The organism is Comamonas sp. MYb69, from assembly GCF_037479315.1.
Classification (GTDB): Bacteria; Pseudomonadota; Gammaproteobacteria; order Burkholderiales; family Burkholderiaceae_C; genus Comamonas.
In genome coordinates, this window is record NZ_JBBGZG010000001.1 from 235,463 (window position 1) to 248,569 (window position 13,107).

Annotated in this window: 12 protein-coding genes; all 12 read left to right on the top strand. The window is 56.0% G+C overall.

Going from position 1 to position 13,107, the window contains the following annotated elements; translation table 11 throughout:
* Window positions 1–10: 10 nt before the first annotated feature.
* Window positions 11–1,258 (top strand): urea ABC transporter substrate-binding protein, encoded by a 1,248-nt coding sequence (urtA, locus tag WH303_RS00990; protein ID WP_339516226.1) that lies wholly within the window; start codon window positions 11–13, stop codon window positions 1,256–1,258.
* 81 nt (window positions 1,259–1,339) lie between these two features.
* Window positions 1,340–2,254, top strand: a complete 915-nt coding sequence (urtB, locus tag WH303_RS00995; protein ID WP_182344788.1) for an urea ABC transporter permease subunit UrtB — start codon at window positions 1,340–1,342, stop codon at window positions 2,252–2,254.
* A 32-nt stretch (window positions 2,255–2,286) separates the two neighbouring features.
* Window positions 2,287–3,471, top strand: a complete 1,185-nt coding sequence (gene urtC / locus WH303_RS01000) for an urea ABC transporter permease subunit UrtC (protein WP_445228081.1) — start codon at window positions 2,287–2,289, stop codon at window positions 3,469–3,471.
* 14 nt (window positions 3,472–3,485) lie between these two features.
* Window positions 3,486–4,229 (top strand): urea ABC transporter ATP-binding protein UrtD, encoded by a 744-nt coding sequence (gene urtD, locus WH303_RS01005; protein WP_021028661.1) that lies wholly within the window; start codon window positions 3,486–3,488, stop codon window positions 4,227–4,229.
* A 10-nt stretch (window positions 4,230–4,239) separates the two neighbouring features.
* The gene (urtE, locus tag WH303_RS01010; protein WP_116926172.1) at window positions 4,240–4,929 is read left to right on the top strand and encodes an urea ABC transporter ATP-binding subunit UrtE; all 690 of its coding nucleotides are present in this window, start codon (window positions 4,240–4,242) and stop codon (window positions 4,927–4,929) included.
* 62 nt (window positions 4,930–4,991) lie between these two features.
* Complete coding sequence (fmdA, locus tag WH303_RS01015; protein ID WP_312987371.1) at window positions 4,992–6,215, top strand: formamidase; 1,224 nt, start codon at window positions 4,992–4,994, stop codon at window positions 6,213–6,215.
* A 62-nt stretch (window positions 6,216–6,277) separates the two neighbouring features.
* A complete protein-coding gene (locus tag WH303_RS01020) occupies window positions 6,278–6,646 on the top strand; it encodes a zinc ribbon domain-containing protein (RefSeq protein ID WP_339516243.1) in 369 nt (122 codons plus the stop codon).
* Window positions 6,647–7,289: 643 nt separating this feature from the next.
* A complete protein-coding gene (locus tag WH303_RS01025) occupies window positions 7,290–10,898 on the top strand; it encodes a DUF6531 domain-containing protein (protein WP_339516245.1) in 3,609 nt (1,202 codons plus the stop codon).
* A 19-nt stretch (window positions 10,899–10,917) separates the two neighbouring features.
* The gene (locus WH303_RS01030; RefSeq protein ID WP_339516247.1) at window positions 10,918–11,352 is read left to right on the top strand and encodes a hypothetical protein; all 435 of its coding nucleotides are present in this window, start codon (window positions 10,918–10,920) and stop codon (window positions 11,350–11,352) included.
* 13 nt (window positions 11,353–11,365) lie between these two features.
* The gene (locus WH303_RS01035; protein ID WP_339516249.1) at window positions 11,366–12,373 is read left to right on the top strand and encodes an RHS repeat-associated core domain-containing protein; all 1,008 of its coding nucleotides are present in this window, start codon (window positions 11,366–11,368) and stop codon (window positions 12,371–12,373) included.
* Entirely contained in the window at window positions 12,373–12,771 is a 399-nt protein-coding gene (locus WH303_RS01040; RefSeq protein ID WP_339516251.1) for a hypothetical protein, read from the top strand. The genes WH303_RS01035 and WH303_RS01040 overlap by 1 nt, the downstream gene beginning before the upstream one ends.
* Entirely contained in the window at window positions 12,764–13,102 is a 339-nt protein-coding gene (locus WH303_RS01045; RefSeq protein ID WP_339516253.1) for a DUF2750 domain-containing protein, read from the top strand. Before WH303_RS01040 ends, WH303_RS01045 begins: the two co-directional genes overlap by 8 nt.
* Window positions 13,103–13,107 lie beyond the last annotated feature (5 nt).

The following is a 13,107-nucleotide window of genomic DNA, read 5'->3' on the forward strand; positions in this document are numbered from 1 at the left end:
GGAGAAAAGCATGTCTCAGGATTTCCATCAGTCGCTTCGCCGCCGCCGTCTCTTGCAAGGCCTGGGTGCCATCAGCGTGGCGGGTCTGCCCATGCTGGCCCGCGCCCAGACCCCGCCGACCGCCCAGGTCAACACCAGCAAGCTGGCCGTCACCGATACCGAGGTGGTGGTCGGGCAGCTGCACTCCTCGACCGGCACCATGGCGATCTCGGAGACCGGCTCGATCCAGGCCGAGCAATTGGCCATTGACCAGATCAATGCGATGGGCGGTGTGCTGGGCCGCAAGATCCGCGTGATCAAGGAAGATGGCGCCTCCGACTGGCCCACCTTTGCTGAAAAGGCCAAGAAGCTGCTGATCAGCGACCATGTGGCCACCGTGTTTGGCTGCTGGACCTCGGCCTCGCGCAAGGCCGTGCTGCCGGTGTTCGAGAAGGAAAACGGCCTGCTCTACTACCCCACGTTCTACGAAGGCCTGGAGCAGAGCAAGAACGTCATCTACACCGGCCAGGAAGCGACCCAGCAGATTCTGTACAGCCTCGACTGGGCCAAGAAGGAAAAGAACGCCTCCAAGGTGTTCCTGGTGGGCTCGGACTACATCTGGCCGCGCACCTCGATGAAGATTGCACGCAAGCACATCGAGACCTTCCAGAAGGGCAAGGTCGTCGGCGAGGAGTACTACCCGCTCAGCAACACCAACTTCAACTCGCTGATCAACAAGATCAAGGTGGCCAAGCCCGATCTGATCTTTGCCGCTGTCGTGGGCGGCTCCAACGTGGCCTTCTACAAGCAGCTCAAGGCCGCAGGCATCACCGGCGACAAGCAGTTCCTGGTGACCCTGTCGGTGACCGAGGACGAAATGCTGGGCATTGGCGGCGAGAACTTTGCCGGCTTCTACTCGAGCATGAAGTACTTCCAGACGCTGGACAACCCCAACAACAAGAAGTTTGTCGAGGCCTTCAAGGCCAAGTACGGCCCCAAGTCGGTCATCGGCGATGTGACCCAGGCCGGTTACCTCGGCCCCTGGTTGTGGAAGGCCGCTGTCGAGAAGGCCGGCAGCTTCGATGTCGACAAGGTCGTGGCCGCATCGCCAGGCATTGAGCTCAACACTGCCCCGGAAGGCTACGTGAAGATCGACGCCAACCACCACCTCTGGAGCAAGTCGCGCATTGCGCAAGGCCTGCCGGACGGCACTTTCAAGGTGGTGTCCGAGTCGCCCGAGCTGATCAAGCCTGATCCCTTCCCCAAGGGTTACCAGTAAATCAGGACTCCGAGAGCGGGCCCCGGGGCATTCCCCCTCTGGCCCGCATTTCCGCCGACCACCACCCGACAAGAGAGCGCCATGACTTTTTCTGAAATGATGAATATCGGGCTGATGCAGGGCTTTGCAGGCCTCAGCCTGTTTGCGGTATTGCTGCTGATGGGCCTGGGCCTGGCGATTATTTTTGGCCAGATGGGTGTCATCAACATGGCGCATGGCGAGTTCATGACCATCGGTGCCTACACCGTGTTCATGGCCTCCACCTTGGTGGAAGCCCATGCCCCGGCCTGGATGCCTTACTACTTCCCCTTGTCGATCGTGGCGGCCTTTGTGTTTGCGTTTGTGCTGGGCTGGCTGGCTGAGTGGGCGTTGATACGGCATCTGTACAAGCGCCCGCTCGATACCCTGCTGGCCACCTGGGGCCTGAGCCTGGGGCTGCAGCAGGTGTTCCGCACGGTGATCGGCCCCAAAGAGGTGAGCCCCACCCTGCCCGACTGGCTGATGGGCTCCTGGTCGCCCAGTGAGGGGCTGGACATTCCGATCAACGGCATGTTTGTGCTGGCGCTGGCGCTGCTGGTGACGGCCGGCGTGCTGATTGCGCTCTACCGCAGCCGCTGGGGCCTGCGGGTGCGCGCCACGGTCAGCAACCGCGTGATGGCCAACGCCATCGGCATCAATACCAAGAAGACCGACCGCCTGACCTTTGCCATTGGCTGCGGGGTGGCGGGTATTGCCGGGGCGGCCTTCACCACCATCGGCTCGACCGGGCCCACCTCCGGCTCGCTCTACATCGTGGATTCGTTCCTGGTCGTCACCTTTGGCGGCGCCGCCAGCCTGCTGGGCACCGTGGCATCGGCCTTTGGCATTGCCCAGGTGCAGTCGATCACGGAGTTCTTCCTCAGTGGCTCCATGGCCAAGGTGCTGACCTTGTCCTTCATCGTCGTGGTCTTGATGCTGCGGCCCCAAGGTCTGTTTGCCAGCAAGGTGCGCCGCTAAAGCCGGTGCAAAGGATGACAACCATGAAAGATATGCGTGTGTGGCTGGAGCGAACCGGCCTGGGCCATGTGGCCATCCTGGCAGTCGTGCTGCTGGCACTGCTGCCGCTGGGGCTGGACATCTTCCGCCTGAACCTGGTGGGCAAGTACCTGTGCTATGCGTTTGTGGCCGTGGGCCTGGTGATGCTCTGGGGCTGGGGCGGTGTGCTGAGCCTGGGGCAGGGCGTGTTCTTTGGCCTGGGGGGCTACGCGATGGCCATGTTCCTCAAGCTCGAAGCCTCGGACAAGGTCAGCACCGCGATCCAGTCCACGCCGGGCATCCCCGACTTCATGGACTGGAACCAGCTCACCGCGCTGCCGCTGTGGTGGACGCCGTTCGAGTACCTGCCGTTTGCGTTGTTTGCGGTGGTGGCAGTGCCCGCGCTGCTGGCCTTCATCATTGGTTTTGCGATGTTCCGCCGCCGCGTGGGCGATGTCTACTTTGCCATCATCACCCAGGCGGTGGCGCTGATCCTGACGGTGCTGATCATCGGCCAGCAGGGCTACACCGGCGGCGTCAACGGCATGACCGATCTGCGCACGATGCTGGGCTGGGACATCCGCACCGACAGCGCCAAGTACATCCTCTACTACGTCTGCTGCGGCCTGCTGCTGCTGTCGGTCGTCGCCTGCCTCTGGATCCAGAAAAGCAAGCTGGGCACCTTGCTGCTGGCGATGCGCGACAAGGAAGACCGCGTGCGCTTCTCCGGCTACGACGTGTCGATGTTCAAGGTCTTTGTGTTCTGCCTGGCCGCTGCGATATCGGGCATTGGTGGCGCGATGTTTGCACTGCAGGTGGGCTTTATGTCGCCATCGATCGTCGGCATTGTGCCTTCCATCGAAATGGTGATCTTTGCCGCTGTTGGTGGCCGCATGAGCTTGGTGGGGGCCGTCTACGGCGCGCTGCTGGTCAACTTTGGCAAGACCTATTTCTCCGAGACCTTCCCTGATCTCTGGATGTTCTGCATGGCGGGCCTGTTCATCGTCGTGACCATGTTCTTCCCCAATGGCCTGGCGGGCCTGTATGCCAGCAAGGTCAAGCCGCTGCTGGCCCGGCGCGCAGCCAAACCGGTCAGCACACCCAGCCACGGCGCCGGCCCTGCCAGCACCAAGCCCGCAACCACCAGCAGCAAAGCGCAGGAGCCGGTCGCCGGCAAGCCCGCGGCCGAAGGCGTCTGAACCAGGAGCACGCAATGAGCAATACCGATTTCGCACTGGCGGTGGAGGGTTTGACGGTCTCCTTTGACGGCTTCAAGGCCATCGAGGACCTGACCCTCTATGTCGATAAGAACGAGCTGCGCGTGATCATCGGCCCCAACGGCGCGGGCAAGACCACCTTGCTCGACCTGATCTGCGGCAAGACCAAGGCCAGCAGCGGCAGCATCAAGTTCCAGAACCAGGAGCTGACGGGCATGGACGAGTACCTGCGCGTGCGCAAGGGCATAGGCCGCAAGTTCCAGACGCCTTCGATCTACGAGAACCTCTCGGTCTTCAAGAACCTGGAGGTGTCCTACCCCGAGGGGCGCTCGGTGTTTGGCGCGCTGCGCTTTCAGTGCACGCCGGCCGTGCAGCAGCGCGTGCAGGCGGTGGCACAGGAGATTGGCCTGGACCATGTGCTGGAGATGGAATCGGGCCTGCTGTCGCACGGGCAAAAGCAGTGGCTGGAGATTGGCATGCTGCTGATGCAGGAGCCCGAGCTGCTGATGCTGGACGAACCGATTGCCGGCATGAGCGCGCGCGAGCGCGAGCTGACGGCCGATCTGCTCAAGCGCATCTGCGTGGGCCGCTCGGTGATCGTGATCGAGCACGACATGGAGTTTGTGGCCCGCATTGCGCACAAGGTCACCGTCATGCACCAGGGCAAGATTCTGGCCGAGGGCTCGATGGAGGCCGTGCAGTCCGATCCCAAAGTCATCGATGTCTACCTGGGCCACTGAGGAGCCGCATATGCTGAAAGTCAACGATATCCACGTGGCCTACGGACAGAGCGAGGCGCTGCATGGCATCTCCTTCGAAGGCCGGCCCAACGAGACCCTGGCCATCATGGGCCGCAACGGCATGGGCAAGACCACCTTGTTCAAGGCGCTGATGGGCGTGCTGCCGCTCAAGAGCGGGGCGGTGCAGGTTGCGGGGCAGGATGTGTCGCGCGACGAGAGCTATCTGCGCGTGGCCAAGGGCATTGCCTATGTTCCCCAGGGTCGCATGATCTTCCCGACCCTGAGCGTCGAGGAGAACATCGAGACCGGTCTGGAAAATTCCCGCGACCGCAAGATTCCCGATGAGATCTACGCGCTGTTCCCGGTGCTGTGGGACATGCGCCGGCGCAAGGGCGGCAACCTCTCGGGCGGGCAGCAGCAGCAGCTGGCCATTGCCCGCGCGCTGGTCACCAACCCCAAGGTGCTGCTGCTCGACGAGCCCACCGAGGGCATCCAGCCGTCCATCATCAAGGACATCGCCAAGGCGCTCAACGAGATCCGCAAGATGCGCGAGATCACCATCGTCGTCTCCGAGCAGGTGCTGCATTTTGCGATGGATGTGGCCGACCGGCTCTTCGTGATCGAGGGCGGGCGCATCGTGCACGAGACCGACCGCGCCAACACCAACGAGGCCCATATCAAGTCGTACCTGTCGGTTTGACACCGCTTGCGCGGGCCGCCCGCGCGTTTCTTGTTCCATTGACTGCATCACAGGAGTTGCACATGCCCGAAACCCTGATCAAGGTTGATCTGTCCCAACCGGCCCCTTCCAACGAGAAGGTGCACAACCGCTGGCACCCCGATATTCCGATGGCCTGCTGGGTCAACCCCGGCGATGACTTTGTGCTGGAGACCTACGACTGGACGGGGGGCTTCATCCAAAACAATGACAGCGCCGACGATGTGCGCGATGTGGACCTGACCACGGTGCACTACCTCTCGGGCCCGGTCGGCGTCAAAGGCGCCGAGCCCGGTGACCTCTTGGTGGTGGACCTGCTCGACATCGGCGCCAAGGACGAGAGCCAGTGGGGCTTCAACGGCTTTTTCTCACAGAAGAACGGTGGCGGGTTCCTGACCGACCACTTCCCGTCGGCGCAAAAGTCGATCTGGGATTTCCAGGGCATGTTCACCACCTCGCGCCATATCCCTGGCGTGCGCTATGCCGGCCTGATCCACCCGGGCCTGATCGGCACCTTGCCCGATCCCAAGATGCTCGAGACCTGGAATGCGCGCGAGCAGGCGCTGATCGACACCAACCCGGACGGCAACCTGGCCAACCCGCCCTTCATGGCGACGGCGCACATGGGCCAGCTCAAGGGTGAGGCGCGCGACAAGGCCGCCGCCAGCGGCGCGCGCACCGTGCCCCCGCGCGAGCATGGCGGCAACTGCGACATCAAGGACCTCTCGCGCGGCTCCAAGATCTTCTTCCCGGTCTATGTCGATGGCGCCGGCCTGTCGGTGGGCGATCTGCACTTCAGCCAGGGCGATGGCGAAATCACCTTCTGCGGCGCCATCGAGATGGCCGGCTGGGTGCACATGAAGGTCTCCATCATCAAGGGCGGCATGGCCAAGTACGGCATCAAGAACCCGATCTTCAAGCCCAGCCCCATCGTGCCGACCTACAACGACTATGTGATCTTTGAAGGCATCAGCGTCGACGAATCGGGCAAGCAGTACTACCTGGATGTGAACGTGGCCTACAAGCAGGCCTGTCTCAACGCCATCGAGTACCTGAAGAAGTTTGGCTACTCGGGCGCGCAGGCCTATTCCATCCTCGGCACTGCCCCCGTGCAGGGCCATATCAGCGGCGTGGTGGATGTGCCCAATGCCTGCGCCACCCTGTGGCTGCCCACGCAGATCTTTGAGTTCGACATCAACCCCAATGCCGCCGGCCCGGTCAAGTACCTGGATGGCAGCATCGATATGCCGATCTCGTACGACAAGTAAGACGCTGGCTTGCGCGGGCCGCAGCGCCGGCCCGCTTTTATCTTTTTGTGCAGGAGACTTTGATGCCCACCTATGACTACGCCTGCCAGCGCTGCGGCGAATTCGACGCGCTGCGCCGCTTGGCCGACCGCAACCTGGCCTGCGCCTGCCCGCAGTGTGGCGCGGCCTCCGAGCGCGTCATCACCCAGGCCCCGCGCCTGGCCTGCACATCTCCCCAGCAGCGCCGCGCCGCTGAGGTCAACGAGCGCGCCCGCCATGCGCCGCGCATGTCGCGCGACAACGATCCTGGGGCTGGCAGCTATGGGCGGCTGCGGCATCCCAGTGGCTGTGGTTGCTGCAGTGGGGGCGCCAAAACCAATAACGCTGCTGCAGCGGCGCAGCCGGCGCTGAAAAGCCAGGTGGGGAACCGGCCCTGGATGATCAGCCACTGAGCACTTTTACCGGCTAATCGCAAACGTGGGCAATAAACGCGGTGCATCAGCGGATCAAGTTTTTTGTAACCCATGTTTTCCGGAGGCAGAACTGAACTATTGACTAGCCAAATGCAACTTAGCAATGCACTTACAGCTGCAAACTAATTTGTAATTTTATTCTGGTAATTTATCTGGATAACTATATTCACATTGCGTAATATGGCGGCTGTCACAGGGTACTGTGAGGGTGCATTGCATGGTAAACGAGATAACTTATTGTTAAGGTGGAGTTGCTAAATTGGATAACGAAATTCTATAGTGATTTGATTAATTGATATAGCACCTAAATTTGCATTGAGTTGCAGTTTCTCTAATCAATTTGTGTGTTGAAATTCAAACAATGTTTGTTTGCGTTTACTTCGATGCATGCGGTGTGGGAGCGCACTCCCATTTGCGACTTGAGTCTGTTGCTTTCTCGTAGACATACATCAATCTGATATTTCTCCTAAGTAAATAGTGGTTAACGATTGCCAAAGACTGATAGTTCCTGGCAAAAAATCAAACTGCTTCTTTACACCAAACACGAGTTCGCCATCCGTATATCCCACTCCCCAGCGCGTGGGAGTGGTTACGGTTTTGGCTGTCTCAAAGAGGAGAAACTATGTCAGGGATATTTGATCGGGACTCTCAAGGGGTCGTTGAAAAAACACCGGGGTATCGTCAAAAAAGAGTTAAGCACTCAGCTATCTATGCTGCAGCACTGATGGTTGTTCAGGGCGCCTATGCCCAATCGGACGAATCAAGCCTTCCCAGTATCCCTGACTTTTTCGAAGAAAAAGCTGCTTCATTAGGTGGGTCGGTGTCGCACTCTCCTAACGAGACAATAAGTACTTTTACTGGGAAATTAAGTTATACAGTCACCGACTTGGTAATTCCTGGAAATGGTGGGATGGATCTTGCCATTCAGCGTAGCTATAACAGTATCGATGATCCTTTCGCAACTACTTCGGCATGGGCTGACTTTGAATATAGCCCTGTTGGGCTCGGGTGGACCATGCACATGGGGCGCGTGCTGCGAGGCTCTAATAAAGCTTTGTGTTCTTCTTCATGGACAGTCGCTTCCGCCAATCCAGTATTCGAAAAATCGGATGGAAGCCGGCAAATCTTCTACGAGCAGGCGTTTGATGGCCATTTAACTTGGATGACCAAAGATTTTTGGCGTGCAAAGTGTATTGATGGAATTTTCATTGTCCAATCTCCTGGTGGTCAAAGCTTTCGAATGACCAAGAAAGGGAATTCATTTGGGGCAGTGAGCAGCAAACAAACGGCTTACTATCCTGAAAGAATTACCGATAGAAATGGCAACTGGTTCAACATCAGTTATCAATTTCTGGACAACGGCGTCATGGCGATGGCTAAGGTCGTAACAAGTGACGGACGTGGCCTGGATTTTAATTATGTCGATTCTAAGCTTTCCAAGGTGGTTGATGCGGGAAACTCGCGCGAGTGGGAATACACTGTTGCTCCAGGTGCAGGGTCTCGCAATTACTTAACAGCCGTAAAAAGACCAGATGGTCATTCCTGGAATTTCAGTTATGAAGCTACTCCTGGTGTGGGGTCACTCAGCAAGGTGAGTTATCCGAGTGGTGGGACTATTGACTATCGCTACGGCCATGTTTACTTCTTAGCCGGGACGCCGCGTAGTCGCCAAAGTACTGTAGTTTTAGGGAAAACTGCCAATGCTGGTTCAGAAGAGAGTCAGCCCGGGAATTGGAATTACGTTTATAGAGTCGCTACTAACGAGCTACCCGTGAATCGTGTTGGCACTTCAATAACACATTCGTACAGCATGCCTCCTGATGACAGAAGCCAAGTTAATATTACCCAAATTACAGATCCGGCTGGAAAAGTTGTAGAGCACTATCATGCAGGCTATCACTCTGTACGTCAGGCTCCAACATCTGTTGGTATCTACCTTGGGCGTACCAGTCAGCATGAAAACGTATTACTGGCCTATCAGGATTTTGTAATTTCTAGTCAAATAGATGTTGTTGCTCAAAATTATACTAGCAACAGCTTCAATCCTGTGGCGCGCGTTCCCCGAATTGAGAACTACAACCGGGTTGGTGAACGCTTTGCGCTAACGAATTCGGATTTTGATGGATATGGAAATGCGCGTAGAGTGGTAGAGATGGCAACAAATTCTGCAGATCGGACTTATATTCGAGAAACTACGCTGAATCACCATGTGGATACGGATAAGTGGATAATAAATAGCATTGCAAATGCTGTTATGGTCAGTGAGGGGGAGCAGCATGAGGCCAAACGCCAGTTTGATGCGAATGGGAATGTGGTGTTGGAGAGTATCGCTGGGGTCGTGAGCTCAGCAACATACCATCCAACAGGCGATATCGCGACTAAGGTTAATGCGCTAGGGCAGGTAGAAAGCTTTTCTGATTATCACCGGGGTATTCCCAGAAAAGAAACATATGCTGATGGCTCCACTGTCGGTAGATCTGTCAATGATGCTGGTAATGTAATTGCTGAAACAGATGCCCGTGGAAATACCACAAGGTTCACACACGATTTGCTGAATCGTGTCACTTCGGTTGCAAAGCCAAGTGGGGCAGTAATATCCGTGGCTTGGACTCCAAATACCCGTGTTGTGGAAAGAGGTGATATGACTGAGGCCACCTCCTTCGATGGGCTCGGTCGTACCCTCCGTCGGGAGGCAAGTGCTCCAGGACAGGTACCTGTCTGGGTTAACTACAGTCACAACGTGATGGGTGAGCTCATCCATCAATCCTATCCCAACAGTACGATGGGGACGGGCTATGTCTACGATGGGTTAAGCAGGGTTGTCGCTACTCTCAATGGTAATCCTGTAGGCACGACAAATGCCCAACATATCAACTACACCAGCTATGGCAATCTATATGTGGTGAACCAAGATTCCACGGGGCGTGCATCGATCGACTATTACAGGGCTTACTCTGATCCTGATAAGCGTGAACGAGTCAGGCTCGCGTCAGGTGAAACGGTAAATGGAAGTTTGTTCGCGCTTGCCGATGTGCGCCAGACCAGGAATATTCTTGGGCAGCTAACGACGGTGAGCATGGATGGTAAAACCCGCGGCTATGGTTATGACAGTCGATATTTCCTGACTTCAAAAACTGATCCTGAAATTGGCACAACAACTTTTGAGAGGGATGCTATTGGGAACCTGATAAGCCAGAGGATCGGAGCAGGCCCAGCAACCATATACGCTTACGACAGTCGCAATAGGCTGACTGATATAAGCTATCCCAGCTCGGAAGATGCGGCGGTGCCAAATGCCCCTGCAGTGAAGAATACCTATGATGCCAACGGCAATCTAGTTGTCTCACTAAGCGGTGATATCTCGCGCAGCTTCAGCTACGACGAAAACAACAAGATCACCAAAGAAAGCCTGAGCATCGGCGCAAGTACGCAAACATTGGGTTATGTCTACGACAGCAATGAAGCTCTGGCTTCTCTCACCTACCCATCTGGCAATCAGGTCAACTACATGCCTGATGCATTTGGGCGAGCACGTGCGGTACTGCCTTATATACATAGTGTGGATTACCACCCGAATGGAATGCCCAGCCAAATCAGCTATGCCAATGGCGTGGTCTCCACCATGGGTATCAATAGCCGGCAGTGGCCCTCGGATTTGGCGTATGGCCAAGGCTCCAGCAGATTTGTGAATAGCACCTATGTCTATGATCCCGTCGGGAACATGGTCAACATTAACGAGCTGGCCGATGGCGTGTACGCAAGGGCATTCGCATACGACAAGCTGGACCGCCTTATCACGGAGGCAACGACCACAGTTAACCGCCAGTATGGGTACGACAGGACCGGCAATCTAACGTATTTGCGTACACCCACGGGCTTCAACACCTACACCTACGACACTGCAACAGGACTGCTCACAGGAGTAGCAGGTGGTTTCTCTCGAGCCTTTGAATACGACCAGGCGGGTAACGTGAGGGCCAACGGATACAACACCTTTGGTCACGACCGTGCCAACAACCTGCGCTGCACCGATTGTGGGACGGCCGCGCAAAAGCTGCATAACTACGACGGCTCCAACATGCGGGCTCAGGCCGTAGCTGCGCAGGGCACCACCCAGTATTTGCATGACTCACAAGGCCTGCTCATGCAGACCATGGATTCGAGCCTGCGCAAAGAGCTCATTTATCTGGGGCGGCGGCAGGTGGCGGAACGCAGCATCGAGTTGAACTAAACCACCAAGGATCTACGCCATGAATAACTCGCATACATCGCGGCCTATGTGCTCTCCCCTCTGCACACGCTTTGGAACCCTCGCCCTGTCGCTGGCCTTGAGCCTGTTTGCAGGTGCTACCCATGCCCAGGCGGTGGTGGTTCCCGTTGGCAGCGGCATAACGATCGAGCTACCAGACAACAAGCCCTCTGCTCCTTTGCAAACCAGCGATCTGAAGGCGGCTCCTGAATCCATTCCCTTGCCGGTATGGGCAACACCGCGTGGCATGGAGACAGCCAAGGCCGTAGTCAACGCAGGGCAGCTGAAATATGAGGCCCACAAGCTCCAGGGCATACCAAAACTGGGTGGTGGCACGGTCAGTACCCCTGAGACCTGCACCACCAGAGCCGTCACCCAAGAAGAGGCGCGGCAGCTGACAGACGAAAACCAAGTGCTTTGCACGCAAGACAACTGAATGGAGGAGAACCATGGAACAGCACTTGAAGCAATCGTCCTCGTTCAGCTTATTCTTTCGGTTGATCTCCGCCTTCTGGCAGAGAAGCACCACACGGCGCAAACCTGTCAATCAAGCAGAGGGGAGTAGTGTGTGGCTGAAAGCGATCTTCACCGTCGTCATCAGCAGCCTGCTCCTAGGCACAGGCGGCTTGGCCACCGCCAAGGAAACTATCACCTACATCCATAGCGACATCAGCGGCAGCCCCCTTGCCGCAACCGATGCGGCAGGTAATGTGCTCTGGAAGGAATCATATTTCGCCTACGGCCAAAAGACGGAGTGGCAGCCAGAGAGCGAAGCGCAGACCCAGTGGTTTCACGGCAAAGAGCAAGATGCCGACACCACCATGCAGTATTTTGGAGCGCGCTACTACGATCCTGGGATTGGGCGGTTTCTTGGCATAGACCCGGTTGATTACCAAGATGGCAACCTGCACAGCTTCAACCGCTATGCGTATGGGAATAACAACCCAACTAAATATCTGGATCCGGATGGGCGCATTGCCTTTCTAATCCCCTTTGCGCTGACTGCAACGGCGCATGCTGCTAGAACAGTAGCTTTGAGGTTTGCCGTCACTGCTACTGTGAATGCCTCAAGGGTTGGCATCGTAGCTGGTGAGATTGCGGCAGGGGAGGCGTTAGGTGGTGCTGCTTTGGCGGGGGGGGCAGTTTTGGCAGGTGCCACAGCAGTTAAAAGCGTGGTGCAGGAAACTGCAAAAGTCGGGAATTTGATTGCAACTCATGGTAAAACCATGAGCGGTAAAGACTTTGATAGGTTGACTAAGAGGATAAGAGCGGAGGGAATCATCGAACCTTTGACAGTTACTTCTCACAAAGGTAGTTTGTATATCCTTGATGGACATCATCGTGCTCTAGCTGCCCCTCGAGCTGGTATTATTGATGTTCCGATCAATCGTGTAGAGCTGCCATATGGAGCATATAAAACTCCAGCAGATTTGGATTTTACACCCGGAGGTTACTGATGAATACGGTTAGTTCGATTACAGCAGAGATAATTTCAAGTCGAAATATTTTGATGACAGGACGTTCTAATGAGCATGTTTTACCTTGTCTAGAAAATGTACTTGCGACAGCAAGTTTAGTCAATGTTTCAAGTAGTAAGCGCATCTTGGTTCATTGTGTAAAGGAAGCGGTAGATCAAATTAGAGGCTCGGAATACATCAGTGCTGGGAGAATTTTAAATTTGATCCACAATCTGCCGCTGACTGAGGAAAGCGAGAAGCGTTGGGATATAGACTATTTTCTTTCAATTGAATTGGTCGCATTTTTGGATGATTTTGATAATGTGAAAAATGCAGGGTACATTGCGCTGTATGTCTGTGGGCAGATTGCAAACCGGTACATAGCCATAGATGGCTAAAGCATTATCAAAGGCAATGACACTAAATTTCAAGCAGATCGAGATTGTTCTCGCGCTGCCTGATAAGAAGCGTTTTGATCACTTTGTCAAAGTTGTGGCTGATAGGCAAGAGGCCTGGGGTCTTTATCAAGATGGGTGGGCTCTTGCCGCTACAAATGATGGTGTTACGGTATTTCCACTTTGGCCAGCCAAAGACTATGCTCAGTTATGTGCAGTCAGTGAGTGGGAGGGTTATGAGCCACGTCTTATTACGCTTGCAGAGTTGATGGAGGATTTGTTCCCTAAACTAAAAAAAGATGGGGTATTGCCTGGGGTTTTTTTTCAAGCCTGAGGGTA